Annotated in this window: 30 protein-coding genes; 14 read left to right on the top strand and 16 right to left on the bottom strand. The window is 40.3% G+C overall.

Features of this window, described 5'->3' with window-relative positions:
* Nucleotides 1–119 precede the first annotated feature (119 nt).
* Together QMQ21_RS00265 and QMQ21_RS00260 are read left to right on the top strand one after the other, a co-directional pair.
* Entirely contained in the window at nt 120–1,838 is a 1,719-nt protein-coding gene (locus tag QMQ21_RS00265; RefSeq protein ID WP_070527697.1) for a phospho-sugar mutase, read from the top strand.
* A gap of 111 nt (nt 1,839–1,949) precedes the next feature.
* On the top strand, nt 1,950–2,297 hold the full coding sequence (locus QMQ21_RS00260) for a DUF6568 family protein (protein ID WP_033685148.1): 348 nt from the start codon (nt 1,950–1,952) through the stop codon (nt 2,295–2,297).
* Nucleotides 2,298–2,334: 37 nt separating this feature from the next.
* On the opposite strand, the gene QMQ21_RS00255 is transcribed toward QMQ21_RS00260, so the two are convergent.
* The 11 genes from QMQ21_RS00255 to yjbM form a co-directional block, all read right to left on the bottom strand.
* Nucleotides 2,335–3,108 (bottom strand): potassium channel family protein, encoded by a 774-nt coding sequence (locus QMQ21_RS00255; RefSeq protein WP_033685149.1) that lies wholly within the window; start codon nt 3,106–3,108, stop codon nt 2,335–2,337.
* A 45-nt stretch (nt 3,109–3,153) separates the two neighbouring features.
* A complete protein-coding gene (locus tag QMQ21_RS00250; RefSeq protein ID WP_004239453.1) occupies nt 3,154–3,408 on the bottom strand; it encodes a type II toxin-antitoxin system RelE family toxin in 255 nt (84 codons plus the stop codon).
* Between the two features lies 1 nt (nt 3,409).
* A complete protein-coding gene (gene relB / locus QMQ21_RS00245; RefSeq protein ID WP_000208079.1) occupies nt 3,410–3,652 on the bottom strand; it encodes a type II toxin-antitoxin system RelB family antitoxin in 243 nt (80 codons plus the stop codon).
* A gap of 90 nt (nt 3,653–3,742) precedes the next feature.
* Nucleotides 3,743–4,552 carry an MBL fold metallo-hydrolase gene (locus QMQ21_RS00240; RefSeq protein WP_203212729.1) on the bottom strand — a complete coding sequence of 270 codons (810 nt, stop codon included), beginning with the start codon at nt 4,550–4,552 and terminating at the stop codon, nt 3,743–3,745.
* Complete coding sequence (gene vicK, locus QMQ21_RS00235) at nt 4,545–5,903, bottom strand: cell wall metabolism sensor histidine kinase VicK (protein WP_000571163.1); 1,359 nt, start codon at nt 5,901–5,903, stop codon at nt 4,545–4,547. The genes QMQ21_RS00240 and vicK overlap by 8 nt, the downstream gene beginning before the upstream one ends.
* Nucleotides 5,896–6,603: a response regulator YycF gene (gene yycF, locus QMQ21_RS00230; protein WP_000722072.1), complete on the bottom strand. Its 708-nt coding sequence runs from the start codon at nt 6,601–6,603 to the stop codon at nt 5,896–5,898. Before yycF ends, vicK begins: the two co-directional genes overlap by 8 nt.
* Nucleotides 6,604–6,658: 55 nt before the next feature.
* Entirely contained in the window at nt 6,659–7,834 is a 1,176-nt protein-coding gene (gene mutY / locus QMQ21_RS00225; protein ID WP_023947456.1) for an A/G-specific adenine glycosylase, read from the bottom strand.
* 188 nt (nt 7,835–8,022) lie between these two features.
* Complete coding sequence (pta, locus tag QMQ21_RS00220; protein WP_261813698.1) at nt 8,023–8,997, bottom strand: phosphate acetyltransferase; 975 nt, start codon at nt 8,995–8,997, stop codon at nt 8,023–8,025.
* A 43-nt stretch (nt 8,998–9,040) separates the two neighbouring features.
* On the bottom strand, nt 9,041–9,937 hold the full coding sequence (locus tag QMQ21_RS00215; protein WP_261813697.1) for an RluA family pseudouridine synthase: 897 nt from the start codon (nt 9,935–9,937) through the stop codon (nt 9,041–9,043).
* The gene (locus tag QMQ21_RS00210) at nt 9,934–10,752 is read right to left on the bottom strand and encodes an NAD kinase (RefSeq protein WP_261056870.1); all 819 of its coding nucleotides are present in this window, start codon (nt 10,750–10,752) and stop codon (nt 9,934–9,936) included. The genes QMQ21_RS00215 and QMQ21_RS00210 overlap by 4 nt, the downstream gene beginning before the upstream one ends.
* Complete coding sequence (yjbM, locus tag QMQ21_RS00205; protein WP_000151559.1) at nt 10,736–11,407, bottom strand: GTP diphosphokinase; 672 nt, start codon at nt 11,405–11,407, stop codon at nt 10,736–10,738. The genes QMQ21_RS00210 and yjbM overlap by 17 nt, the downstream gene beginning before the upstream one ends.
* A gap of 128 nt (nt 11,408–11,535) precedes the next feature.
* Between yjbM and QMQ21_RS00200 the strand changes: the two genes are divergently transcribed.
* From QMQ21_RS00200 to QMQ21_RS00170, 7 genes are all read left to right on the top strand, one after another.
* Nucleotides 11,536–12,105 (top strand): CYTH domain-containing protein, encoded by a 570-nt coding sequence (locus tag QMQ21_RS00200; protein ID WP_261813696.1) that lies wholly within the window; start codon nt 11,536–11,538, stop codon nt 12,103–12,105.
* Between the two features lie 111 nt (nt 12,106–12,216).
* Entirely contained in the window at nt 12,217–13,176 is a 960-nt protein-coding gene (locus QMQ21_RS00195) for a ribose-phosphate diphosphokinase (RefSeq protein ID WP_001283818.1), read from the top strand.
* A gap of 9 nt (nt 13,177–13,185) precedes the next feature.
* A complete protein-coding gene (locus QMQ21_RS00190; protein WP_261813695.1) occupies nt 13,186–14,301 on the top strand; it encodes a cysteine desulfurase family protein in 1,116 nt (371 codons plus the stop codon).
* A 4-nt stretch (nt 14,302–14,305) separates the two neighbouring features.
* Nucleotides 14,306–14,653: a DUF1831 domain-containing protein gene (locus QMQ21_RS00185; RefSeq protein ID WP_000863540.1), complete on the top strand. Its 348-nt coding sequence runs from the start codon at nt 14,306–14,308 to the stop codon at nt 14,651–14,653.
* 7 nt (nt 14,654–14,660) lie between these two features.
* The gene (locus QMQ21_RS00180; protein ID WP_153209575.1) at nt 14,661–14,876 is read left to right on the top strand and encodes a DUF4649 family protein; all 216 of its coding nucleotides are present in this window, start codon (nt 14,661–14,663) and stop codon (nt 14,874–14,876) included.
* 82 nt (nt 14,877–14,958) lie between these two features.
* Entirely contained in the window at nt 14,959–15,600 is a 642-nt protein-coding gene (locus QMQ21_RS00175) for a redox-sensing transcriptional repressor Rex (protein ID WP_000653417.1), read from the top strand.
* A gap of 17 nt (nt 15,601–15,617) precedes the next feature.
* Nucleotides 15,618–16,307 carry a gamma-glutamyl-gamma-aminobutyrate hydrolase family protein gene (locus QMQ21_RS00170; protein ID WP_084947091.1) on the top strand — a complete coding sequence of 230 codons (690 nt, stop codon included), beginning with the start codon at nt 15,618–15,620 and terminating at the stop codon, nt 16,305–16,307.
* Here the strand turns inward: QMQ21_RS00170 and radC are convergent.
* The 3 genes from radC to QMQ21_RS00155 all read right to left on the bottom strand — a co-directional run bounded on the left by radC (nt 16,304) and on the right by QMQ21_RS00155 (nt 21,151).
* A complete protein-coding gene (gene radC / locus QMQ21_RS00165; RefSeq protein WP_261813694.1) occupies nt 16,304–16,984 on the bottom strand; it encodes a RadC family protein in 681 nt (226 codons plus the stop codon). The genes QMQ21_RS00170 and radC overlap by 4 nt on opposite strands.
* Before the next feature lie 42 nt (nt 16,985–17,026).
* Nucleotides 17,027–19,318 (bottom strand): DNA helicase PcrA, encoded by a 2,292-nt coding sequence (gene pcrA / locus QMQ21_RS00160; protein ID WP_261813693.1) that lies wholly within the window; start codon nt 19,316–19,318, stop codon nt 17,027–17,029.
* 162 nt (nt 19,319–19,480) lie between these two features.
* Nucleotides 19,481–21,151 (bottom strand): formate--tetrahydrofolate ligase, encoded by a 1,671-nt coding sequence (locus QMQ21_RS00155; RefSeq protein ID WP_033677301.1) that lies wholly within the window; start codon nt 21,149–21,151, stop codon nt 19,481–19,483.
* A 229-nt stretch (nt 21,152–21,380) separates the two neighbouring features.
* On the opposite strand from QMQ21_RS00155, the gene coaB reads away from it, so the two are divergent.
* From coaB to QMQ21_RS00130, 5 genes are all read left to right on the top strand, one after another.
* Nucleotides 21,381–22,070: a phosphopantothenate--cysteine ligase gene (gene coaB, locus QMQ21_RS00150; RefSeq protein ID WP_261813692.1), complete on the top strand. Its 690-nt coding sequence runs from the start codon at nt 21,381–21,383 to the stop codon at nt 22,068–22,070.
* 11 nt (nt 22,071–22,081) lie between these two features.
* Nucleotides 22,082–22,633, top strand: coding sequence for a phosphopantothenoylcysteine decarboxylase (gene coaC, locus QMQ21_RS00145; RefSeq protein WP_223330761.1), 552 nt, complete (start codon nt 22,082–22,084; stop codon nt 22,631–22,633).
* The gene (locus tag QMQ21_RS00140; RefSeq protein ID WP_004254189.1) at nt 22,617–23,180 is read left to right on the top strand and encodes an ECF transporter S component; all 564 of its coding nucleotides are present in this window, start codon (nt 22,617–22,619) and stop codon (nt 23,178–23,180) included. Before coaC ends, QMQ21_RS00140 begins: the two co-directional genes overlap by 17 nt.
* 173 nt (nt 23,181–23,353) lie before the next feature.
* Nucleotides 23,354–23,881 carry an ECF transporter S component gene (locus tag QMQ21_RS00135; protein ID WP_001097393.1) on the top strand — a complete coding sequence of 176 codons (528 nt, stop codon included), beginning with the start codon at nt 23,354–23,356 and terminating at the stop codon, nt 23,879–23,881.
* A gap of 11 nt (nt 23,882–23,892) precedes the next feature.
* Nucleotides 23,893–24,408: a transcription repressor NadR gene (locus QMQ21_RS00130; RefSeq protein ID WP_000159191.1), complete on the top strand. Its 516-nt coding sequence runs from the start codon at nt 23,893–23,895 to the stop codon at nt 24,406–24,408.
* Here the strand turns inward: QMQ21_RS00130 and QMQ21_RS00125 are convergent.
* Both QMQ21_RS00125 and QMQ21_RS00120 read right to left on the bottom strand, forming a co-directional pair.
* A complete protein-coding gene (locus tag QMQ21_RS00125; RefSeq protein WP_261813691.1) occupies nt 24,405–24,872 on the bottom strand; it encodes an 8-oxo-dGTP diphosphatase in 468 nt (155 codons plus the stop codon). The genes QMQ21_RS00130 and QMQ21_RS00125 overlap by 4 nt on opposite strands.
* A gap of 72 nt (nt 24,873–24,944) precedes the next feature.
* Nucleotides 24,945–25,433, bottom strand: coding sequence for a GNAT family N-acetyltransferase (locus QMQ21_RS00120; protein ID WP_261813690.1), 489 nt, complete (start codon nt 25,431–25,433; stop codon nt 24,945–24,947).
* Nucleotides 25,434–25,435 lie beyond the last annotated feature (2 nt).

Below are 25,435 nucleotides of genomic sequence, written 5' to 3'. Positions count from 1 at the left end.
AGACTTGATAAACAGGCATATGTTACTACTTTTATGTAAGTTATGCTAAGGTTTTACTAAAACGCTAAAAAGTGCTATAATGTGAACGGTTAAAACAATTTACAAAAAGGAGAATTTCAATGTCTTACCAAGAAAATTACCAGAAATGGGTTGATTTTGCGGAGCTTCCTGACTACCTTCGTCAAGATTTAGAAAATATGGATGAAAAAACGAAGGAAGATGCCTTCTATACAAACCTTGAATTTGGTACTGCAGGTATGCGTGGGTTGATTGGTGCTGGTACAAACCGTATCAACATCTACGTTGTTCGCCAAGCTACTGAAGGATTGGCTCGTTTGATCGAGTCAAAAGGTGGAAATGAAAAAGAACGTGGTGTGGCAATTGCCTACGATAGCCGTCACTTCTCACCTGAGTTTGCCTTTGAGTCTGCGGCAGTTCTTGCTAAACACGGCATCAAATCTTATGTATTTGAAAGCCTTCGTCCAACTCCAGAACTATCATTTGCAGTTCGTCACCTCAACTGTTTCGCGGGTATCATGGTCACAGCCAGCCACAACCCTGCACCATTTAACGGGTACAAGGTTTACGGTGAAGACGGTGGACAAATGCCTCCACACGACGCAGACGCTTTGACTACTTATATCCGTGCAATCGAAAATCTATTTGCGGTAGAAGTTGCTGATGTGGAAGCTGAAAAAGCTTCTGGCTTGATTGAAGTTATCGGCGAAGCTGTTGACGTAGAATACCTTAAAGAGGTTAAGAACGTAAACATCAACCCAGCCTTGATTGAAGAATTTGGTAAAGACATGAAAATTGTCTACACACCACTTCATGGTACTGGTGAAATGTTGGCTCGTCGTGCTCTTGCCCAAGCAGGATTTGACTCTGTTCAAGTCGTTGAAGCGCAAGCAACTGCCGATCCTGACTTCTCAACTGTAAAATCTCCAAACCCAGAAAGCCAAGCAGCCTTTGCCCTTGCTGAAGAACTTGGTCGTCAAGTTGGTGCAGATGTTCTTGTGGCAACTGACCCTGATGCTGACCGTGTTGGTGTTGAAGTTCTTCAAAAAGATGGTAGCTACCTCAACCTTTCAGGTAACCAAATCGGTGCTATCATGGCAAAATACATCTTGGAAGCCCACAAAAATGCCGGAACTCTGCCTGAAAATGCAGCCCTTTGCAAATCTATCGTATCAACTGACTTGGTAACGAAGATTGCTGAAAGCTACGGCGCAACTATGTTCAACGTTCTGACTGGTTTCAAATTCATCGCTGAAAAAATCCAAGAATTCGAAGAAAAACACAATCACACTTACATGATGGGATTTGAAGAAAGCTTCGGTTACTTGATTAAACCATTCGTACGTGATAAAGACGCTATCCAAGCTGTTCTTGTCGTTGCTGAACTTGCTGCCTACTACCGTTCACGTGGTTTGACCCTTGCTGACGGTATCGAAGAAATCTACAAAGAGTACGGCTACTACGCTGAAAAAACTATCTCTGTTACCCTTTCAGGTGTCGATGGTGCTGAACAAATCAAAGCGATTATGGCTAAATTCCGTAACAATGCTCCAAAAGAATGGAATGCAACAGCTATCACTGTCGTAGAAGACTTCAAAGCTCAAACAGCTACTGCTGCTGACGGCACTGTTACAAACTTGACAACTCCTCCAAGTGATGTGTTGAAATACACACTTGCTGACGGTTCGTGGATTGCCGTTCGCCCTTCAGGGACAGAACCAAAAATCAAGTTCTACATTGCAGTTGTAGGTGAAACCAACGAAGAATCACAAGCTAAAATTGCTAACATCGAAGCAGAAATCAATGCTTTTGTAAAATAAAACCCTATAAAAGATGAGACCAACCAATCTCATCTTTTTTTCGTATCAAATCTAAGCAATTTTAGAAACTTTATGGCATACTAGACTTATCAATGAAAGCGAGGTAATCTCATGGAACAATTTTTAGATAATATCAAAGACCTTGAAGTCACTACAGTTGCGCGTGCGCAAGAAGCTCTTGATAAAAAAGAAACTGCAACCTTCTTTATCGGTCGCAAAACTTGCCCTTACTGCCGTAAATTTGCAGGTACATTGGCAGGTGTCGTAGCTGAAACTAAAGCTCACATCTACTTCATCAACAGTGAAGAAGCAAGCCAACTCAATGAGTTACAAGCATTCCGCTCACGCTACGGAATCCCAACTGTACCAGGCTTCGTTCACATTGCAGATGGACAAATCAATGTCCGTTGCGACTCTTCAATGTCAGCACAAGAAATCAAAGAATTTGCAGGATTGTAAAAAAGCCACTCATCGAGTGGTTTTTAAATGGTCAAAATTACCTTTTTTCAATCAAATCTTGTATCATTCGCTGTAGTTCTTCGATTTTCTCAGATTGTTTCTCTATTAATATTCTTTGGCTCGATAATTCGTCTTGTAGTTTATCAAGTTTTATCTGTTCACCTGGATTATCTTTTACAAAAAAGTTCGTCAAGGCACTTGTTAACATTCCTATTGTACTAATCCCTACCAACATTAATAAAACAGCTAGCCATTTCCCAAAAAGGGAAACTGGAACAATATCACCATAACCAACAGTGGTTACTGTCACAAGAGCCCACCAAAGACTATCTGAGAAAGATTTTTCTTCAACTACAGATAAAATTGAACTTCCTACTAGAACAATAAAGATATTAACATACAAGATATAAATCAGGCCATTTGTCCGTAAGAATCTACTAATTTTTCTTTCTAATTTACCTGTAAGTCCAATTATTCTAAGTAAACGAGTCAGTTTCAGTAATTTTGTCAGCCTTGCTAAGCGGAAAATACGCCCTAATCGAAATACTGTAAAAATAGCATTTAAAGGAAGGATAGCTAACAAGTCAAAGATATTTTCAAGTATAAACCTCCATTTTGCTTCACTTGAAAAGAACCGCCAAACATAATCTACCACAAACACAAACCAAAGTAGTAAGTCAATAATACTGTATGGAGGACTGTCTAAATCAATCATCTCAGCAAATCCAAGTAATACCAGAATAACAGAGATTAAAGCAAGTAAAATAATTGTTGTATCATAATAATCTGCAAAAAACCATTTTTTCTTCAAATTTTACTCTCCTCACTTTCTATACTGTTATTACTCAACTTTAATTCAATAAATATCTCTCCGATGACCAACTTCTAAAGTAGCAATGACTAATTCATCATCTACAATTTGTACGATAACTCGATAATTACCAATTCTATAGCGCCATTGACCAACGCGATTACCAACCAAAGCCTTTCCGTGTCGTCTTGGGTCTTCCAAAACATTGGTTTGTAAATAGTTTGTAATTATCTTCTGCGTATAACGATCCAATTTTTTCAATTGCTTGATGAAACGTCTTGTTGGAACTAATTTATACAAATTATTCATCCTCCAAGCCTAAATCATGCATCATTTCTTCCCAAGTAATGGGTTCAACTCCTTTTTCCAAGTCTTCTAAATACTCTTGATAGGCTAAATCTGCCACACGAGCATCGTATTCATCTTCTAGAGCTTCAAGAGTTTTGGTGCGGATAAGTTCCGACAGGGAAACTCCTTCAAACTTAGCCATTGCTTTCATAAATGTTTTGTCAGCTTCAGAAACTTTTAATGTAATAGTAGTCATTTTTTGCACTCCCTTTTTTAATGGTAACACCATTGTATTACTTTTTAGGTGTTCAGTCAATATAAAAAGAACACCTTCTCAGCGTTCTTTCTATATGTCTGTCAATGGTGTTGCGGTATCTGGTGAGGTATCATAAACCTTAAAGTCTACTCCTACACCTAAATCAGCTTGTGCTAGCTGATTAACCATGGTCATGTGAGCCAGTTCCTTGATATTGTTTTCCTTAGATAAATGCCCAAGGTAGATCCTCTTAGTGCGGTTTCCCAAGGTACGAATCATAGCTTCAGCACCGTCCTCGTTAGAAAGGTGACCGAGATCCGATAGGATTCGTTGTTTTAATCGCCAAGCGTAAGAACCTGCTCGCAAAATCTCTACATCATGGTTGGACTCGATAAGATAGCCATCTGCATTTTCGACAATTCCTGCCATTCGATCACTAACATAACCTGTATCAGTCAGCATGACAAAACTCTTATCATCCTTCATAAAGCGATAGAACTGCGGTGCGACTGCATCATGGCTTACACCAAAACTCTCGATGTCGATATCTCCAAAGGTTTTGGTTTTGCCCATTTCAAAGATGTGCTTTTGCGAAGAATCTACCTTGCCAAGATACTTGCTATTTTCCATAGCCTGCCAGGTCTTTTCATTGGCATACAAATCCATACCATACTTGCGAGCTAAAACACCCACTCCATGGATATGGTCAGAATGCTCATGCGTAATCAAGATGGCATCCAGATCTTCTGGCTTACGATTTATTTCAGCAAGTAGGCTGGTGATTTTCTTACCAGATAAGCCTGCATCCACTAATAGTTTCTTTTTTGGGGTTTCCAGATAAAAGGAATTTCCACTGGAACCCGACGCTAAAATACTGTATTTAAAGCCTGTTTCACTCATTCTGGTCTTCTATTTCGTCCTCCCATACTTCTTCTTTCACTGCATCCTTATCATAAGGGAGTACAATGGTGAAGGTTGATCCCTTACCATATATACTCTTGGCCCAAATAAAACCATTATGTTGTTTGATAATTTCTTTAGCGATAGACAGTCCTAGCCCTGTTCCACCTTGAGCACGGCTTCTAGCACGATCCACACGGTAGAAACGGTCAAAGATACGTGGTAAATCCTGCTTAGGAATACCCAAGCCTTGATCTGAGATGGATAAAATCATCTGATCATCAGTTGTCTTCATGGTCACTGTGATTTTTCCACCATCTGGAGAATATTTAATGGCATTGTTGAGAATATTATCAATCACCTGTGTCATCTTGTCTGTATCAATTTCAATCCAGACAGAGGTAATCGGATAATCTCTGACCAATTCATATTTCTTTTCTTCGTCTGATCCCCTCATCTTATCAAAGCGGTTAAGGATAAAGGTAATAAAGGCAGTAAAGTTAATCAGTTCCACATCTAGGTGACTGGTCGCATTATCAATCCGTGAAAGATGGAGGAGATCCGTCACCATTCGCATCATACGGTTAGTTTCATCTAGAGATACCTTGATAAAGTCTGGTGCGACAGGTTCTGACAAGGCCCCCTCATCCAAGGCTTCAAGATAGGATTTTACGCTAGTCAGTGGAGTCCGTAACTCATGACTAACATTGGAAACAAAGAGTCTCCGTTCGCGTTCCTCCTTTTCCTGCTCAGTCGTATCATGCAAAACTGCAACCAAACCAGAAATAAAGCCAGACTCACGACGAACCAAGGCAAAACGTACACGAAGGCTCAGATATTCACCATTGGCATCCTGAGAATCAATCATAAGCTCAGGAACTTGGGTAATCAAATCACGAAGTTCATACTCATCTTCAATCTTAAGCAATTCTAGAATACTTTTATTGAGAACATCTTCTTTCTGAACACCTAGCTGTTTCTTAGCCATGTCATTAATCATAGTAATCTTACCACGACGATTGGTCGCGAGGACACCATCTGTCATATAAGAGAGGATACTGTGTAATCGTTTACTCTCTTGTTCCAGATTTTCTTGGGTCAAACGGATTACTTCTGATAAATCATTGAGATTATTGGTAATATTAGTGATTTCAGAGCTTCCCTGCATATCCAATACCTGAGAATAATCTCCTGCAATCAAGTCTTTAACTTTTTGATTAATTTGCTTCAACCGAATATTATCTCGCCGATTTTCTAGCAAAAGCAAGGTAACAATCAAGATAAAACCCAATAAAATTAAAATGAAGATAAAATCACTAGTAAGAATATTTTTTCTAATCAATTCAATCATTATTTCTCATATAATAACCAACACCACGACGTGTTAGGATATACTCTGGACGACTAGGTGTATCTTCAATCTTCTCACGCAAACGTCTGATAGTTACGTCAACAGTCCGAACATCTCCGAAATAATCATACCCCCAGACCGTTTCAAGCAAGTGTTCACGGGTAATCACTTGACCAATATGAGAAGCCAAGTGGTACAAAAGTTCAAATTCACGGTGGGTCAAGTCTAGTTCTTCACCATATTTTTTAGCCACATAGGCATCTGGTACAATCTCCAAGTCCCCAATTTGCAAAGGTTGGGTTTTCTTTTCATCTGACTCTTGATTATCTACAGAAACCAAGTCCGTACGACGAAGAAGAGCTTTAACACGCGCCTGCAACTCACGATTTGAGAAGGGTTTTGTCACATAGTCATCCGCTCCAAGCTCCAAACCAATAACCTTATCAAATTCGCTGTCTTTAGCTGACAGCATGATAATAGGAACACTACTCGTCTTACGAATAGTCTTTGCAACTTCTAAACCATCAATTTCGGGAAGCATCAAATCCAGAATAATAATATCTGGTTGCTCTGCTTCAAATTGTTCTAGTGCTTCACGACCATTAAAAGCAGTTACAACCTCGTAACCTTCCTTGGTCATATTAAACTTGATAATATCCGAGATTGGTTTTTCATCATCTACAATTAATATTTTTTTCATTTGTTCACCTTTTTCTCTACTATTATATCAAAAAAATAAAAAGAAGACACAATAGCTAGTCTTTACTACTGTCTAAGTTGGCTTGTGCATAAGCCTGCCAGATTTTTTGTTGGGGTTTGGCAAGTGGGTAATTCTTAAACTCTTCTGGTGAAAGCCAGCGAACTTCCCTATCTGGAAAGTCATTGTAGTCACTCACCTGACCTGCTACAATTTGAACATGCCACTTACGATGACTAAAGATATGCTTGACAGTCTCAAAATAAATATCAAGCCAATCAACATCTAGGTCATAGTCCTGCTGGAAACTCTCTTCTGGACTGGGACCAAAGTTCACGCTTTCTTCTGCAACCTGATGAAAGAGGTCAAACTGCTCTCCTTGCGAAAAGTTATCAACTTCTATCAAGGGGAAATGCCAAAAACCTGCCAATAGCTTTTCACTTTCATTTTTTTCAAGTAAAAATTGTCCCTGAGTATTTTTGACCACCAAGGCTTTAAGATAAATTGGAACAGGCTTTTTCTTGGGAGCCTTAATTGGATAACGGTCCATTGTGCCATTCTGATATGCCGCACTAAAGTCCTTAACTGGGCTTTCTTCTGGTCTGGGATTTACAGGCGCCTCAATATCAGATCCTAAGTCCATCAAAGCTTGATTAAAGTCACCAGGCCTTTCTGGGTCAATCAAGATTTCCATCATTGCCTGAAAAATTTTACGATTACTTGGAATCCCAATATCGTGATTAACTTCAAATAGACGTGCCAAAACACGCATGACATTACCATCTACAGCTGGCTCAGGCAAGTTAAAAGCAATACTGGAAATGGCTCCTGCAGTGTAAGGTCCAATTCCTTTCAAGCTGGAAATTCCTTCATAGGTGTTTGGAAATTGACCACCAAAATCAGTCATAATCTGCTGGGCTGCAGCCTGTAAATTACGAACTCGAGAATAATAACCCAAACCTTCCCAAGCCTTCAACAAACGCTCTTCAGGCGCATTCGCCAAACTTTCTACTGTTGGAAACCAGTCCAAGAATCGTTCGTAATAAGGGATAACCGTATCCACCCTAGTTTGCTGGAGCATAATTTCAGACACCCAGATATGATAAGGATTTTTACTTCTACGCCACGGTAAATCTCTTTTGTTTTCATCATACCAAGCGAGAAGTTTCTCACGGAAAGAAATGATCTTCTCCTCCGGCCACATGACGATACCGTATTCTTTCAAATCTAACATATCTCTAGTATAACACAGAAGATTCTAACTGTCCTTTTCCTAGTATTAATACTCTTCGAAAATCAAATTCAAACCACGTCAACGTCGCCTTGCCGTACTCAAGTACAGTCTGCGGCTAGTTTCCTAGTTTGCTCTTTGATTTTCATTGAGTATAAAAATCCTCTTCCCAAAGGAAAGAGGACTAAATCTTATTTATGAACTGCTTGAGCTGCTGTGATGAGGGTTAACTTGTAGACATCATCTGCATTACATCCACGAGAAAGGTCGTTAACTGGCTTGTTCAAACCTTGCAAAACAGGTCCTACAGCCGCAAAGCCACCGAGACGTTCGGCCATCTTGTAGCCGATATTTCCTGCCTCGATACCTGGGAAGATGAAGACATTTGCTTGACCAGCTACTGTACTTCCAGGAGCTTTCAAAGCTGCAGTTTCAGGAACAAAGGCTGCATCAAATTGCAACTCACCATCGATTTCAAGGTCAGGGCGCAAGTCGTGAGCAATTTTAGTTGCTTCTACAACCTTATCAACACTTTCACCAAAACCTGAACCTTTAGTAGAATAGCTCAGCATAGCAATTTTAGGCTCGATTCCAAACATCTTAGCTGTGATTGCTGAGTTGATGGCAATTTCAGCCAAGGCTTCTGCATCTGGATTGATGTTGATGGCACAATCCCCAAAGAGGTAACGTTCCGTACCACGAACCATGAGGAAGGCACCTGAAGTACGAGTTACATTTGGACGAGTTTTAATGATTTGTAGGGCTGGGCGAACTGTTGAAGCAGTTGAGTGAATCGCACCTGATACCATTCCATCAACCAAGCCCAAGTAAACCAACATAACACCAAAATAGTTGACATCTTCAACCAAAACCTTGCGTGCATCTTCTTCAGACATTTTGCCCTTGCGACGTTCTACCAAGGCAGCAACCATTTCTTCAAATTTATCGTAGTGTTGAGGGTCGATGACTTCATAACCATTCTCAATACCTTCGATTTCAAGATAAATTTTAATTTTTTCAGGATTTCCAAGCAAAACAGGAATCACTTCTGTTTCTTTTACCAGGCGTTTAGTCGCTTGAAGAATACGAGGTTCTTCCCCTTCAGGGAGAACGATACGAGCATTTTTACCAACTAAGTTGGCTTTGAGACTTTCAAAAACTTCCATGAGTTTTCTCCTTTAAGATAATAATTATACTCTGAAACAGTTTTTATAGAGTATTAGTTGATAACTGGGTAATAAGGTTGCTAAAATCATCCGGCAAGGGACTTTCTAACTGCAAGTCTTGCTCTAAAAATGGATGATAAAAGGATAGGTAATGACAATGTAGGGCTTGGCGCTGAATTCCATCATCCAGACTACCGCCATACAAATCATCTCCCAACAAAGGAAAACCAATATGAGAAAAATGGACTCGGATTTGGTGGGTTCGTCCAGTATGCAGGCGAATATCAACCAAGTGAATATTCCCATAAGATGCTACAATCTTGTAGGAAGTATGAGCATACTTTCCACCTTTAGCTACACGTCTGGTAATAATAGAGTCTTCATCACGCGCAATCGGGGCAATAATTTCCCCCTCTGACTCCAAGTGTCCATCGCCTTTAACCAAAGCAAAATAGCGTTTTTCAATAGACTTTTTCTGCAACTGCTTGTCTAATCGTGCGTGGGCATAGCCGTGTTTGGCAAAGAGCATCAAGCCAGAAGTATCTCTATCAAGCCTGGTCACAATGTGAACCTGCTGATTCTCATAATTTTGCTTGACATAGTAACCCTTAATAAAATTAGCAATGGTATTGGAGTGGTTGACACTAGGAATAGAAGCCACTCCATAGGGTTTATTCAAGACTAGAAAATGGTCATCCTCATAGAGAATATCCAGTGGGCGCTCGATAGCTTCTAGAGTTTCAAAGCCTTCCTCAGCAGGAATATCGATGATAACGCGGTCTCCAATATCCAATAGATAGGTTGCATTTTGCGGTTGGTCATTGACCAGAATAGCTCCACCCCGAAACTTAATCTTGGCCAGTAGTCCCTTAGAAACCTCGTGTTTTTTTAAGAAGGTCTTAACCTTGACATGTTCATCTGCGATAAATTTAAACCTCATTCATCCACCTCGCCGATAAATGCATCCTTAACACGATTCCAGAAACTGGTATGGCTCGGCGACGCGACGAAGTGAATCTTATAATGGTCAATTTGATACTCGATACGCTCAATATTACGGAAAGAATAAACGCTATTGTCAACCGAAATAGTATGGTAATCGTTTCTCGTTGGGATGAGTTCAATCTTATCCTTCTTAGGAACAATAATAGATGAACCCAGCGTTCGATAAACACGATTGTTAAGGCTGGCAATTTCCGTCAACTGAAGAGCTTCAATGGTAGGGTGTAAGACAGCTCCACCGAGCGACTTGTTATAGGCTGTACTACCAGTCGGTGTCGAAACTGTTAGTCCGTCTCCTCGAAAACGTTCAAAGTGGACACCGTTAATCACAACATCCGCCACCATGGTTCGATCAGACCTGCGGATGCTGGCTTCATTTAATGCTCTGAAAATCTTCACTTCGCCATTTTCAAGAAAGACCTTCACATTTAGAACAGGGTAAGAGACTCTTGCTCCGGTATCTAGCTGCAAATTAGTCACTAGCTTGTCCAACTCAAAATCACGGTAGTCCGTATAGAAGCCCAAATGTCCAGTGTGAACACCAATGAAGCGGACCTTGTCAAGCTGGTTTTCGTACTTATGAAAGGCCGACAAGAGCATACCATCCCCACCAATGGAGATGACAATGTCCGGATTGGTATCATTGAGTATAAACTGATTTCTCTTCAAACGATCTCGCAATTCATACAAAACCCTTTGACTCTGTGGTTTTCTATTAGCTATCAGGTCAATTCGTTTACCTGTATTCTTCATCTGTATCGTCACTGTTTCCTACACCGTCATTTAATTTTCTACTCAAAGGATCAAAAAGAGCCTGGGCTTCTTGGATATCATCACGAATTTTACCCATTTCTTCATCCAACTGATGAGCAATTTTGGCAGTAATTTCCAGTCGCTTCTTTATCTCCTCTGGGAAATCCCCTTGGTACTTGTAGTTGAGAGAATGTTCTATCGTTGCCCAGAAATTCATGGCCAAAGTACGAATCTGAATTTCCGCCAAAATGGTTTTAGCACCATTGATAGTGTCAACCATATATTCTACTACCACATGATAGGAACGGTAGCCTGATGCTTTTCGATGAGTAATGTAATCTCGCTCCTGTATGATTCGCATGTCCTGACGCTTGCGCAAAATTTCCACTACTTCCTTAACGTCATCTACAAACTGGACCATCACACGTAAACCAGCAATATCCTGTAAATCGTGTTCTAAGGTCGCATAAGTAATACCACGTCGAGCCATTTTTTCCTTTATACTTTCAATTGGCTTAACTCGACCAGTCACAAACTCAATCGGAGAATGCTTATTTTGCTTACGATATTGCTTCCGAATACCACGTAGTTTAATCTTTAACTCACCAACAGCTTGAATGTAAGGATCTAGAAATTCTTCCCATTCTATGGTCATATATTCTCCCTTGTTCTCATATTATCCTTCAAAAATATCTTTGATTTTTTCTCCAGATTCATATACAATAAATACAAAGCTATTATATCATATAATCCGCTTTCATAGACAAAGAAAAGGTAAGAAAATTGAAACATTTAGAAATTGAATTGAAAACACTCTTGAAAAAAGATGAATATAATCGTCTAAAAGACCAGTTCACAGACGTCACTCCTGTTCTTCAAAAAAATTACTACATCGACACACCTAGTTTTGAGCTGCGAGAAAAGAAAGTCGCTATGCGTATTCGAACTTTTGAAGATTGGGCTGAATTGACACTCAAAGTCCCGCAAAGTGTTGGAAACATGGAATACAACCAAAAATTGCAACTAAAAGATGCTGAAAACTATCTGAGCAAGAAAGAACTTCCTCAAGGGCTGGTTCTTGATGAATTAGCTAAACATGGTATCCAGAGCAAGAACTGGCAGGTGCTCGGTTGTCTAATAACGCTTCGCTATGAAATGCAAACAGCTATTGGTCTCATGGCACTGGATGAAAGTCAGTACTTTGATATTACAGATTACGAATTAGAGCTTGAAGTTGAAAATCACGAGCAAGGAAAGCAAGATTTCCAGCAATTTTTAGAGAAAAATCAGATTGCTTATCAAAAAGCTCCCTCAAAATTGGTCCGATTTGTCAAAAGCATGAAAAATAGCTGAAATAATCTCTATTTTTTGGTAAAATGGAAGAGATAAAATACACAAATCCCAGTTCATATAGGCAAGACATATATAACTAGGATTTATAAAGTTTACAGAGGACGGTCTATAATGTCAGATAGAAAAAATATGAAACTTTTCGCACTCAACTCTAACCAAGAGATTGCACAGAAAATTGCTCAAGCTGTTGGTGTCCCACTTGGAAAACTATCATCACGTCAATTTTCAGATGGAGAAATCCAAGTAAATATCGAAGAAAGTGTCCGTGGTTATGATGTTTACATCATCCAATCAACAAGTTTCCCTGTTAACAACCACCTAATGGAATTGTTAATCATGGTTGATGCTTGTGTTCGTGCAAGTGCGCACAGTATCAACGTTGTCCTTCCATATTTTGGCTATGCACGTCAAGACCGCATCGCTTCACCTCGTGAGCCACTTACAGCGAAACTAGTTGCCAATATGCTAGTTAAGGCTGGTGTCGATCGTATCCTTACGCTTGATTTGCATGCCGTTCAGGTTCAAGGTTTCTTTGACATCCCTGTCGATAACCTTTTCACAGTTCCCCTATTTGCAAAACATTATTGCGATAAGGGCCTACTCGGTTCAGATGTTGTCGTGGTTAGCCCTAAAAATTCAGGTGTAAAGCGTGCTCGTAGCTTAGCTGAATATCTTGATGCTCCTATCGCCATTATCGATTACCCTCAGGACGATGCAACTCGTAACGAAGGTTATATTATTGGTGATGTTGAAGGTAAGAAAGCCATCTTGATTGATGATATTCTTAATACAGGACGCACCTTCTCTGAAGCTGCTAAAATCGTTGAACGTGAAGGGGCTACAGAAATTTATGCTGTTTCTAGTCATGGTCTCTTCGTTGAAGGAGCTGCTGAACTTCTTGACAATACTAATATTAAGGAAATTCTTGTGACTGATTCAGTAGCAACAAAAGAAAAAACTCCTAAAAACGTATGCTACATCACTGCTAGTGAGTTAATTGGTGATGCTATCGTCCGTATCCACGAAAGAAAACCAGTCAGCCCACTCTTTGCCTACAACAAAAAGAAATAAGGTGATTCTTTGATTTATTTGGACAATGCTGCAACGACTCCCATGTCAGCAGTTGCTATTTCAGCTATGACCAAGGTTATGCAAGAAACCCATGGAAATCCTTCTAGTATTCATGGTCATGGTCGTCAAGCTGGTAAACTCTTGCGAGAAGCCCGTCAGGAACTAGCCCAGTTACTGGGGACAAAACCTCAACATATCTTTTTCACTTCTGGTGGTACTGAAGGCAACAATACTGCTATCATTGGTTACTGCCTTCGTCACCAAGAGCAAGGAAAACATATCATCACAACTGCTATTGAGCACCATGCCGTCCTTGAAACCATTGATTACTTGGTTCAACACTTCGGTTTTGAAGCAACCATTATCCAACCAGAAAATCAAGAAATCACAGCCCAACAAATTCTAAATGCTTTACGTGATGATACGATTTTGGTTTCTACCATGTTTGCCAATAACGAGACAGGAAACCTACTGCCAATTGCTGAAATTGGCCAAATACTCAAGCAACACCCTGCTGCCTACCATGTTGATGCAGTTCAAGCTATTGGTAAAATCCCAATTCACCCAGAAGAGTTGGGCATTGATTTTCTCACCGCTTCTGCCCATAAATTCCATGGCCCTAAGGGAATCGGCTTTCTCTACGCATCTAGCATGGACTTTGATTCCTATCTACATGGTGGAGACCAAGAACAGAAAAAACGTGCAGGAACTGAAAATCTAGCTGCCATAGTGGCTATGGTTGCAGCCCTAAAAGAAGACCTAGAAAAGCAAGAAGAACATTTTCAACATGTACAAAATTTAGACACTGCCTTTCTTGCAGAGCTAGAGGACATTCAATATTACTTGAATAGAGGAGAACATCATCTCCCTTATGTTCTCAATATTGGATTTCCTGGTCAGAAAAATGACCTCTTACTCCTTCGTCTAGATTTGGCTGGAATTTCAATCTCTACTGGCTCAGCCTGCACTGCAGGCATTGTACAATCCAGCCATGTTCTTGAAGCCATGTACGGGGCAAATTCAGAACGCTTGAAGGAATCCGTTCGTATCAGTTTGTCGCCAGAAAATACTGTTGAAGATCTACATACCCTCGCAAAAACCTTAAAAGAAATTATCGGAGGTTAGCCATATGGCATTTGAAAAAACCATTCAGTTAAAAAATTGTCGTTACGACTACACTCTTAGCCCTTCTGTTAAAAAATTCACCCTTAAGGACAACACCTTTTTTGAGACTAAGGTTGGTAACTATGAATTGACTCGCCTTTTGGAAAAAGTGCCGAACAGCGGTGAGGGATTCCAACTCAAAATCATCATTAACAAGGAACTTACAGGTGCTAAAATCAATATCACTGACAAGTTTGGGCTACGTCTAGTTGATATTTTCAAATCAGAAGACCACCACATTCATCAGGAAAAATTCTACTTCCTCATGGATAGCTTGGTAGAACGTGGTGTCTTTACAAAATCGGAAAGATAGGTCCCATATGTTTGAACTGACCTATAAGGACAACTATCATGTAGAGCGTACACTCAAGTATGAGGATTATAAAGCTCTCATGCTGGCTCTGTCAGGATGTGTGACCCTACCAGATACACTTTATGTGACTTCTCTGACTTTTAATGGCCAGAAAGTTTATCAGGGTCTGGTCGGAGACCTCTACCGTTTTCTATCACATGCAGATTTTTTACATCAAAACTAAGATTTTTCTTAGTTTTTTCTTGTTTTTGTTGATTTTTTCACAATGTTTCTATAAAATAGAAGAATAGAAAGGTTGTGATTTTGTGAAAGATAAACAGTCTGCTATTCCAAAAGCAACAGCGAAAAGACTCTCTCTCTACTATCGAATTTTTAAGAGATTTCATGCAGAAAAGATTGAACGTGCCAACTCTAAGCAAATTGCAGAGGCTATCGGTATTGATTCCGCGACCGTACGTCGTGATTTTTCCTATTTTGGTGAACTAGGTCGTCGTGGTTTTGGCTATGATGTCAAAAAACTGATGACATTTTTTGCCGATTTACTCAATGATAACTCTATTACCAATGTCATGCTGGTAGGTATTGGAAATATGGGCCATGCCCTTCTCCACTACCGCTTCCACGAGCGTAACAAGATGAAGATTATCATGGCCTTTGATCTAGATGACCATCCTGAAGTCGGTACCCAAACTCCTGATGGGATTCCCATTTACGGAATTTCTCAAATCAAGGATAAAATCAAGGATGCTGATGTGAAGACTGCTATCTTGACTGTTCCCAGCGTCAAGTCGCAAGAGGTTGCCAATCTCTTGGTGGATGCTGGCGTGAAAGGAATCCTCAGTTTTTCACCAGTCCATCTGCATTTACCAAAAGACGTGGTCGTTCAATATGTCGATTTGACAAGTGAACTCCAAACTCTCCTCTACTTCATGCGAAAAGAGGATTAGAAAGCGAAAATCATTTTATGAAAAAACCAGTTATTGGGATAACAGGAAACGAAAAAACTCATCCAGATGATGACATCATGATGAGTTACGCAGCAAAAGGCTTTGTTGAAGGCGTTAAAGACGCTGGAGGGATTCCCATCATCCTACCGATTGGTGATCAAGAAATGGCTAGCCACTATATTAGTTTGATTGACAAGCTCATCTTGACAGGTGGGCAAAATGTTGATCCAAAATTCTATGGTGAACCAAAAACCATCGATAGCGATGACTACCACCTTCAAAGAGATATCTTCGAACTGGCCCTCATCAAGGAAGCGATTAAACAGAAAAAGCCAATTTTCTCCGTCTGCCGTGGAACTCAACTCTTTAACGTTGCCATGGGTGGAACTTTGTATCAAGATATCGAAGACCATTGGCAGGATTGTTCTGCCGAATACACAACTCAACGCTTGGTAACAGAACCTGATACTGTTCTTCGAGAAATCTATGGAGAAATTTCTCATATCAACTCCTTCCACCACCAGAGCATCAAGGATTTAGCACCAAATTTAAAGATTGCGGCTCATGATCCTAAGGATGGTATCATTGAAGCTGTCATGAGTACGGATGATTTCGCCTTTCTCGGTGTCCAATGGCATCCAGAATTTCTATTTGAAAATCGTCCCAAAGATAAAAACCTCTTTGACTATGTCGTTAATGAACTTTAGATTAAATCCGTCTTTTCACGATAACTAAAGTAATTAGAATGAGAGACAATCAAATGGTCCAAGAGAACAATCCCCATCAGTTCGCAGGCTTCTTTTACAAGTTTAGTCACATGATCATCATTTCGGCTAGGCGCTACCGCTCCTGAAGGATGATTGTGAACCAAGATGAGAGAGGTCGCCATATGCTTGATGGCATAGTGAAGAATCTCACGTGGTTCAGCAATACTGCGGGTAGCTGAGCCGATAAAAATGGTCTGTTGATGGATGATTTGATTTTGAGTATTGAGATAGAGCGCCACCAGGTGCTCTTGTTTTTTATGTCCCAACTCCTGCTGCATCTTCTTGGCCAACTTTTGACTGCTGAGAATACTTTCCATCTCAAGAGTCTCATGCTTATGAATACGATTGCCCAGTTCGATCATAGCTTGTAATTCTATTGCCTTAACACGGCCGATACCAGACAGACTCTGCAATTCCTGCAGGGTCATTTTTTTCAAATCTGTTAGGCTTGAAAGGTTGTTCAAAACTTTCTGAGCAATTTCAAAAACACTAGCTTGACGTGTTCCTGTCCTAAGTAAAATAGCTAGCAACTCTTGATTACTCAGCGCTTCAACTCCTTCCTTGGCCAGTCTTTCTCTTGGCAATAATGAATCTTCTTGGAATGAAATACTATACATAAAAATCCTCCTCACTTTATTATTCGTGAGAAGGATGGAAAATTAGATTTTTTTCTCAATTGGAGCCACACTGGCCAAAAGTTTTTTCAAACCAACTTCTGGGAAATTGATTTTTAATTCCTGCGTAGCACCGCTACCTGAAACTTCCAGAACAGTACCCTCTCCCCATTTCTTGTGAAGGGCAATATCACCAATGGACCAATTTGCCTCGCTAGACGCAGATTTTGCGCCAGCTGTAAATTGACCAAATGGAAGGCCGCTTGACTGGATAGTTTTTGGAGCAGCACTGCGTTTACGGTCTTGAAGGGCCTGCGCCAAACTCATACCTTGACCAAAGGCAAGATCACCACTGCTATAAGATGCTTTAAAGCTTGTATTTGCTGGACGAGCCAGACCTTGATACTCAAGTAAGTCTGAGCTGATTTCGTTAATAAAACGAGTTGGACGGTTGTAGTTGGTGCGACCAAAAAGCAGGCGTGAGTTGGCATTTGTCAGATAGAGAATTTTCTCTGCACGCGTAATTCCTACATAGGCCAGACGGCGTTCTTCTTCCAATTCATCTTGATCTTCAGCTGCACGGCTAAGCGGAAAGACATTTTCTTCCATCCCAATCAAAAAGACAACTGGAAACTCGAGACCTTTGGCAGCATGCAGGGTCATCAGGGTCACTTCTGATGTCTCCTGACTACCTGAATCTGTATCCGCAATCAAGGCTAAATCATTTAAGAAACGACTCAGTTTGTCCAGACCAGTTTCCTCTTCTGGCCCATCAGAGGTGTCATCAAAGTTTTTCGTCACAGAAAGGAACTCTTCAATATTTTCAACCCTAGCCTTGCTTTCTAAAGTCGCTTGAGCATTTAGAATATCGACGTAACCAGTTTTTTCTAGGACGGCCTCAACCAACTCTGTAATATTTAATTGATCTAGCTGCTCTCGTAAATCTAGAATCATATTAGCAAAATCCCAGATGGACTGGGCTGCCTTACCTTTGATCCCAGACAACATGATATTAGCTGAAGCATCTAGCATAGACATGTCTTGCATATTCGCAAAGTCACGGATTTTCTCAACTGTACCTGGCCCAATTCCACGCTTCGGTTCGTTGATAATGCGCTCAAAACTGATATTGTCACTCAAATTAGCAATAAGATTGAGGTAAGCGATGATATCACGGATTTCCTTACGGCTGTAGAATTTGGTTCCTCCAACCATGGTATAAGGAATATTTGACTTGAGCAAGGCTTCCTCAATAGTACGGGACTGCGCATTAGTACGATAAAGAACTGCAAAATCCTTGTGAAGGAAGTTTTGACTCCGACCAAGTTCATCGATAGTTCTGGCTACAAATACAGCCTCATCTAGCTCATCATTGGCACGATAGTAAACGATTTGTTCCCCATCAGCGTTTTGAGTCCAGAGATTCTTAGGACGGCGGTTTTTGTTATTTTTAATGACCTCGTTGGCCGCTTGAAGAATGGTTTTAGTGGAACGGTAATTCTCCTCCAACAAAACAACCTTGGCTTGGGGATAATCCTTTTCGAAATCCAAGATATTCTGCATATCAGCACCACGCCAACCGTAAATAGACTGGTCCGCATCTCCAACAACACAGATATTTTTAAAACGGGAAGCCAAAAGTTTGACCAATTGGTACTGAGCGTGGTTGGTATCTTGGTACTCATCAACATGGATGTATTGAAACTTCTGTTGATAGTAGGTCAGGACATCAGGATTCTGATCAAAGAGACGCAGGGTCAGCATAATCAAATCATCAAAGTCAACCGACTCCGACTGACGCAATTCTTTTTGGTAAGCAGTGTAACACTGGGCCACGATTTGCGTATACATATCACCAGCTTGGGCAGCATAGGCAACATCATCAATCAAATCATTCTTAGCATTGGAAATGGTCCCCAAAATAGTTCGTTCATTCCATTTTTTCGGATCTAAGTTCAACTGCTTAAGAATCCGTTTCATGAGGGTTCGCTGTTCACCAGGATCTACAATAGTGAAATTTCGGTTGTAGCCAATATGGTCCGCATCGCGACGTAGGATACGAACACACATGGAGTGGAAGGTCGCAATCAAACAGTCCTGAGTAGATGGATTGAGGCTATAAGCACGCTCTTTCATCTCACGCGCAGCCTTATTAGTAAAGGTAATGGCCAAGATATTCCAAGGATTGACCAGCTTTTCATCAATCAAATAAGCGATACGGTGGGTCAAAACACGGGTCTTTCCAGAACCAGCCCCCGCCATGATTAACAAGGGACCTTCTGTCGTTTGCACCGCCTCAGCCTGACGGTCATTCATTCCATTCAATAATGCGTTCATCTTCTCTTCCTTACTCTTGAAGTCAATATTTCTATTATATCAGAAATCAGGCAAAATATCTTTACCTAGACTGGTTACGTGTAGAAGGCAATTCCTTATATCTAGATAAAAAATGAGCTTGGATTAAAATCTCCAAACTCATTTAAAATAAATTTCAATATACTAGAACAATCCTAGAACGGTTCCATCGCTTTCAACATCCATGTTTAGAGCTGCTGGTCGTTTTGGAAGGCCTGGCATGGTCATGACATCACCTGTTAAGGCAACGATGAAACCTGCACCCAATTTTGGTACCAATTCACGAATGGTAATTTCAAAGTTTTCAGGTGCTCCAAGTGCATTCGGATTATCTGAAAAACTATATTGAGTTTTAGCCATACAGATTGGCAATTTGTCCCAACCATTTTGAACGATTTGAGCGATTTGTGTTTGAGCTTTCTTCTCAAAGTTCACTTTACTACCACGATAGATTTCAGTGACAATTTTTTCAATCTTTTCTTGAACAGAAAGGTCATTGTCATACAAACGTTTATAGTTAGATGGGTTTTCAGCGATAGTCTTAACAACCGTTTCAGCAAGAGCTACTCCACCTTCTGCCCCATCAGCCCAGACACTAGCCAATTCAACTGGTACATCGATTGAGGCACAAAGTTCTTTCAAGGCTGCAATTTCGGCTTCTGTATCAGATACAAATTCGTTAATAGCCACAACTGCTGGAATACCGAACTTACGGATATTTTCAACGTGGCGTTTCAAGTTAGCAAAACCGGCACGAACTGCTTCTACATTTTCCTCTGTAAGAGCATCCTTAGCCACGCCACCATTCATCTTAAGGGCACGAAGGGTTGCGACAATGACAACTGCATCTGGAGATGTTGGCAAGTTTGGTGTCTTAATATCAAGGAATTTCTCAGCACCAAGGTCTGCACCAAAACCAGCTTCAGTAACTGTGTAATCAGCCAAATGAAGGGCTGTTGTCGTTGCCAAGACAGAGTTACATCCATGAGCGATATTGGCAAATGGACCACCATGTACAAAGGCAGGTGTACCGTAAATTGTCTGAACCAAGTTTGGCTTAATAGCGTCCTTCAAAATCAATGCTAAGGCACCTTCAACCTGCAAATCACCTACAGAAACAGGTGTTCGGTCATAGCGATAACCGATAACAATATTAGCCAAACGGCGTTTCAAGTCCTCGATGTCTGTTGCCAAGCAAAGAATGGCCATGATTTCGGAAGCAACGGTAATGTCAAAGCCATCCTCACGAGGAATACCGTTTAAAGGACCACCAAGTCCAACGGTTACATGACGAAGGGCACGATCATTCAAGTCCACAACACGTTTCCAGAGAATACGGCGTTGGTCAATTCCAAGCTCATTCCCTTGGTGCAAGTGATTGTCAATCAAGGCAGAAAGAGCGTTGTTAGCGGTTGTAATAGCATGCATATCTCCAGTGAAGTGGAGGTTGATGTCTTCCATTGGTAGCACTTGGGCATAACCGCCACCAGCAGCACCACCCTTAATCCCCATTACAGGACCAAGAGATGGTTCGCGGATAGCAATCATGGTTTTCTTGCCAATTTTATTCAAGGCATCCGCCAGACCAATGGTAATGGTTGATTTTCCTTCACCTGCAGGTGTTGGATTGATGGCAGTAACCAAAATCAATTTCCCAACTGGATTGCTCTCGACTGCACGAATTTTATCAAAGCTGAGCTTAGCCTTGTACTTTCCATACAATTCCAAATCATCGTAAGAAATACCAAGTTTCTCTACAACATCAACGATTGGCTTCAACTCAATACTCTGTGCGATTTCAATATCTGTTTTCATTCAAAACTCCTCTAACCTCTTATATGATAATTCATTATAACACAAAACAAGATTTTTAACATCCTAAAACTCTCTAAACGTTCGTAAATATCCCTGTTTTTAAGGTTTTTAGAGTCCTTTCTTAAATTTTATATGGCTTTATAGTTTGAAACTATAGTAAATCTTCGTTTTTACCAAAAATTTATCGCTTTCATTTTACTTACCGTTTATTTTTGTGTACAATAGTGCTATGAAAATTTTAGTTACATCGGGCGGTACCAGTGAAGCTATCGATAGCGTCCGCTCCATCACTAACCATTCTACAGGACGCTTGGGGAAAATCATCACAGAGACCTTGCTTGCTGCAGGGCATGAAGTTTATTTGATAACAACAAAACGAGCTCTGAAGCCAGAAGCCCACCCCAACCTAAGTATTCGAGAAATTAGCAATACCAAGGACCTTCTACTGGAAATGCAAGAACGTGTTCAGGATTATCAGGTCTTGATCCACTCAATGGCCGTATCTGATTACACTCCTGTTTATATGACAGGACTTGAGGAAGTTCAGGCTAGCTCCGATTTAGAAGAATTTTTAAACAAGCAGAATCATCAAGCTAAGATTTCTTCAACTGACGAGGTTCAGGTTTTATTCCTGAAGAAAACACCCAAAATTATCTCTCTAGTCAAGGAGTGGAATCCTGCTATTCATCTGATTGGTTTCAAACTGCTGGTTGATGTCTCTGAGGATTATCTCATCGAGATTGCTAGAAAAAGTCTTATCAAGAACCTAGCAGACTTAATCATTGCAAATGACCTGACTCAAATTTCAGCAAACCAGCATCGTGCAATATTTGTTGAAAAAGATCAGCTTCAAACAGTCCAGACTAAAGAAGAAATTGCAGAACTCCTCCTTGAAAAAATTCAAGACTATCATTCATAGAAAGGAAAACTATGGCAAACATTCTCTTGGCTGTAACGGGCTCAATCGCCTCTTATAAGTCGGCAGATTTAGTCAGTTCTCTAAAAAAACAAGGCCATCAAGTCACTGTCTTAATGACTCAGGCTGCTACAGAGTTTATCCAACCTTTGACACTACAGGTACTCTCACAGAACCCTGTCCACTTGGATGTCATGAAGGAACCCTATCCTGATCAGGTCAATCATATCGAACTTGGAAAAAAGGCGGATTTATTTATTGTGGCCCCTGCAACTGCTAACACTATTGCAAAACTAGCCCACGGCTTTGCGGACAACATGGTGACCAGTACGGCTCTAGCCTTGCCAAGTCATATCCCAAAACTCATCGCACCAGCAATGAATACAAAAATGTATGACCATCCGGCAACTCAGGCTAATCTGAAAACATTAGAAAGCTACGGCTATCAGCTGATTGCTCCTAAGGAATCCCTACTAGCTTGTGGAGACCATGGACGAGGAGCTTTAGCCGACCTCACAATTATTTTAGAAAGAATAAAGGAAACTCTCGATGAAAAAACGCTCTAATATTGCACCCATTGCTATCTTTTTTGCAACCATGCTCGTGATACACTTTCTGAGCTCACTTATCTTTAACCTTTTTCCATTCCCAATCAAACCGACCATCGTTCATATTCCTGTCATTATTGCCAGCATTATTTACGGTCCACGAGTTGGGGTTACACTTGGATTTTTGATGGGGCTACTTAGCTTGACCGTTAACACTATTACGATTCTACCAACAAGCTACCTCTTCTCACCATTCGTCCCAAACGGGAACATCTACTCAGCTATCATTGCTATCGTCCCACGTATTTTGATTGGTTTAACTCCTTATCTAGTCTATAAACTAATGAAAAACAAGACTGGTCTGATTTTAGCTGGTGCCCTAGGTTCACTTACCAACACAGTCTTTGTACTTGGTGGAATTTTCTACCTTTTTGGAAATGTCTTTGATGGTAATATCCAAAAACTCCTAGCAACCGTTATCTCAACAAATTCGATTGCCGAATTAGTCATTTCCGCAATTCTTACTCTAGCTATTGTTCCAAGACTACAGACTTTGAAAAAATAAAAACATCTCCACTTTCAAGCTTGAAGGTGGAGATGTTGCTCTATACAGTTTTTTTTAGTGAAATCTTTACCAATATTTAATTTAAAATGGCCTATAAACTTAAGTAAATCCTTGCTTTATTGTCTTGTTTGTTATACTATACTAGTGTATATACAGTCAAAAAGGAGATTCTTATGAATACACGGAAAAAGACACAATTTATGACAATGACTGCCCTCTTAACGGCTATTGCGATTTTGATTCCAATTGTTATGCCTTTTAAGATTGTCATTCCACCTGCTTCCTATACTTTAGGAAGCCACATCGCTATTTTTATCGCTATGTTCTTGTCGCCCTTGATGGCAGTTTTTGTCATCCTAGCCTCTAGTTTTGGATTCTTGATGGCTGGCTATCCCATGGTTATTGTTTTTCGAGCTTTTTCCCATATCTTTTTTGGAACTTTGGGGGCTCTTTACCTACAAAAATTCCCCGATACCCTAGATAAACCAAAAGCTTCCTGGATTTTCAACTTTGTGTTAGCGCTTGTCCATGCCCTTGCTGAAGTATTGGCCTGTGTCGTTTTTTACGCAACTTCTGGTACCAATGTAGAAAATATGTTTTATGTTCTATTTGTGCTAGTTGGATTTGGTACAATTATCCATAGTATGGTAGACTATACATTAGCACTAGCTGTCTATAAAGTGCTTCGCAAACGCCGTTAAAAGGAAGAACTATGACAAAAGATCGCAAACAAGCCCTGCTCCAACTCTTGAAAGAAACTCCTAAAGCCCTCAATGGCCAAAGTTTAGCTGAACATTTTCATGTTACACGCCAGGTCATTGTACAGGACATTGCAATTTTAAGAGCCGATGGCGCTCCTATCCTATCCACCAATCGTGGCTACGTCTATAAGCAAATTGAAACCAACCCTTATGTTCACAAACTTTTCAAAGTGAAACATGAAGTTGAAGAAATCGGTCAAGAACTCCTTGCTATCGTAGATAATGGCGGACGTGTTCAAAACACCTTGATTGACCATCCCGTCTATGGAGAAATTGAAACCTTGCTGAAACTGTCTTGTCGTAGAGATGTGCAACATTTTCTAGAACAAGTTGAGCATTCAGATTTTAGACCTCTGTCTGAATTAACAGATGGTATCCATTACCACCTAGTTGAAGCCGAAACACAACAAGACCTCCACTATATCGAGGAGGCCTTAGATCAGCTAGGTTATTTAGTAAAAGACTAGAAGATTTTCTTCGCCCAGCCATCTTCTGTACGGTGGCGGTAGAAAAATTCAGATTTGTCAGGAGCTTCCATCATCTCCATCAATGGTAACATATCATAGGCCAGATTCAAGTTTGGAATCTGGTCTTTTTGCACCCAAGAAACTTCTCCTTCATCTGAAGAGCGAAGGGTACCAGAGAACTCAGTCGCCTTATAACAAAAGACGATATAGCGCCCGCCTGTATCCAGAGGCCAATTTTTAATGCCGACAAGTTGAGGATTTTGAATTGTCAGACCTGTCTCCTCGTATATTTCACGAATAACAGATTCTGCAAAAGCCTCGCCATTCTCAACATGACCTCCTGGAAAAGCATAACCAGACCAGCGATTGGTTTCGGGTGAACGATACTGCATAACCACCCGCTGGGTTTCAAGGTCTTCAATCAGACAAATGTTTGTTAAAATCGTTAATTGGGAACGGGACATACATAGACTCACTTTCTAATTTATTACATTTTCAGACTTAGTACCAGTACTATTAGCTTCTACTTTTTAAAATTATTTAGAATAGAACACCATCCGTTTTTCCTTTATAGGCTTTCCAAGTTCAAGTATTTTTTCTTGTCCATCAAAAGTAAAACCCATTTTTTGATAGAAAGCAATGGCTCGCTTATTATCTTTCAATACCCATAAGAATATTTCAGAAAAATGATCAAGATCAGTCAAAGCTCCTTTCACTAACTTTTGTGCGATACCTTTTCCATAATAGTCTTTTAAAACATATAAAGCAATAATTTCACCAGCTTGAATAGTCTCATCACGAAAGCTTCCATAACTGATAAAACCAACTACCTTCATGCCATCTATCGCAATCAATGTATTTTCTGGATACTTTTGACTAAAGAATCGACACCTTTCCAATGTCATTGTCTCCTGAAATTCTGCAGGCAAAAGGTCGTCATAAGCCTCTCTCCACGCTTTCCAGTGAACGAGAGATTTACTTTCTATCTCTTCAGGAGTTTCCATTGATTTGATAACAACCGTCATTT

The organism is Streptococcus bouchesdurhonensis, from assembly GCF_948472335.1.
The sequence above is the reverse complement of the archived record's forward strand: the minus strand, read 5'-3'. Positions and strand labels throughout refer to the sequence as shown.

What these genes read in the sequence shown, in the direction of transcription:
- QMQ21_RS00185 (WP_000863540.1), top strand. Translation starts at nt 14,306, where the DNA reads ATGGCATTTGAAAAAACCATTCAGTTAAAAAATTGTCGTTACGACTAC.
- radC (WP_261813694.1), bottom strand. Translation starts at nt 16,984, where the DNA reads ATGTATAGTATTTCATTCCAAGAAGATTCATTATTGCCAAGAGAAAGA.
- coaC (WP_223330761.1), top strand. Translation starts at nt 22,082, where the DNA reads ATGGCAAACATTCTCTTGGCTGTAACGGGCTCAATCGCCTCTTATAAG.
- QMQ21_RS00130 (WP_000159191.1), top strand. Translation starts at nt 23,893, where the DNA reads ATGACAAAAGATCGCAAACAAGCCCTGCTCCAACTCTTGAAAGAAACT.
- QMQ21_RS00180 (WP_153209575.1), top strand. Translation starts at nt 14,661, where the DNA reads ATGTTTGAACTGACCTATAAGGACAACTATCATGTAGAGCGTACACTC.
- mutY (WP_023947456.1), bottom strand. Translation starts at nt 7,834, where the DNA reads ATGTTAGATTTGAAAGAATACGGTATCGTCATGTGGCCGGAGGAGAAG.
- pcrA (WP_261813693.1), bottom strand. Translation starts at nt 19,318, where the DNA reads ATGAACGCATTATTGAATGGAATGAATGACCGTCAGGCTGAGGCGGTG.
- QMQ21_RS00140 (WP_004254189.1), top strand. Translation starts at nt 22,617, where the DNA reads ATGAAAAAACGCTCTAATATTGCACCCATTGCTATCTTTTTTGCAACC.
- QMQ21_RS00195 (WP_001283818.1), top strand. Translation starts at nt 12,217, where the DNA reads ATGTCAGATAGAAAAAATATGAAACTTTTCGCACTCAACTCTAACCAA.
- relB (WP_000208079.1), bottom strand. Translation starts at nt 3,652, where the DNA reads ATGACTACTATTACATTAAAAGTTTCTGAAGCTGACAAAACATTTATG.
- QMQ21_RS00240 (WP_203212729.1), bottom strand. Translation starts at nt 4,552, where the DNA reads ATGAGTGAAACAGGCTTTAAATACAGTATTTTAGCGTCGGGTTCCAGT.
- QMQ21_RS00125 (WP_261813691.1), bottom strand. Translation starts at nt 24,872, where the DNA reads ATGTCCCGTTCCCAATTAACGATTTTAACAAACATTTGTCTGATTGAA.
- QMQ21_RS00135 (WP_001097393.1), top strand. Translation starts at nt 23,354, where the DNA reads ATGAATACACGGAAAAAGACACAATTTATGACAATGACTGCCCTCTTA.
- QMQ21_RS00265 (WP_070527697.1), top strand. Translation starts at nt 120, where the DNA reads ATGTCTTACCAAGAAAATTACCAGAAATGGGTTGATTTTGCGGAGCTT.
- QMQ21_RS00210 (WP_261056870.1), bottom strand. Translation starts at nt 10,752, where the DNA reads ATGAAGAATACAGGTAAACGAATTGACCTGATAGCTAATAGAAAACCA.
- QMQ21_RS00155 (WP_033677301.1), bottom strand. Translation starts at nt 21,151, where the DNA reads ATGAAAACAGATATTGAAATCGCACAGAGTATTGAGTTGAAGCCAATC.
- vicK (WP_000571163.1), bottom strand. Translation starts at nt 5,903, where the DNA reads ATGATTGAATTGATTAGAAAAAATATTCTTACTAGTGATTTTATCTTC.
- yycF (WP_000722072.1), bottom strand. Translation starts at nt 6,603, where the DNA reads ATGAAAAAAATATTAATTGTAGATGATGAAAAACCAATCTCGGATATT.
- QMQ21_RS00120 (WP_261813690.1), bottom strand. Translation starts at nt 25,433, where the DNA reads ATGACGGTTGTTATCAAATCAATGGAAACTCCTGAAGAGATAGAAAGT.
- pta (WP_261813698.1), bottom strand. Translation starts at nt 8,997, where the DNA reads ATGGAAGTTTTTGAAAGTCTCAAAGCCAACTTAGTTGGTAAAAATGCT.
- coaB (WP_261813692.1), top strand. Translation starts at nt 21,381, where the DNA reads ATGAAAATTTTAGTTACATCGGGCGGTACCAGTGAAGCTATCGATAGC.
- QMQ21_RS00260 (WP_033685148.1), top strand. Translation starts at nt 1,950, where the DNA reads ATGGAACAATTTTTAGATAATATCAAAGACCTTGAAGTCACTACAGTT.
- QMQ21_RS00215 (WP_261813697.1), bottom strand. Translation starts at nt 9,937, where the DNA reads ATGAGGTTTAAATTTATCGCAGATGAACATGTCAAGGTTAAGACCTTC.
- QMQ21_RS00170 (WP_084947091.1), top strand. Translation starts at nt 15,618, where the DNA reads ATGAAAAAACCAGTTATTGGGATAACAGGAAACGAAAAAACTCATCCA.
- yjbM (WP_000151559.1), bottom strand. Translation starts at nt 11,407, where the DNA reads ATGACCATAGAATGGGAAGAATTTCTAGATCCTTACATTCAAGCTGTT.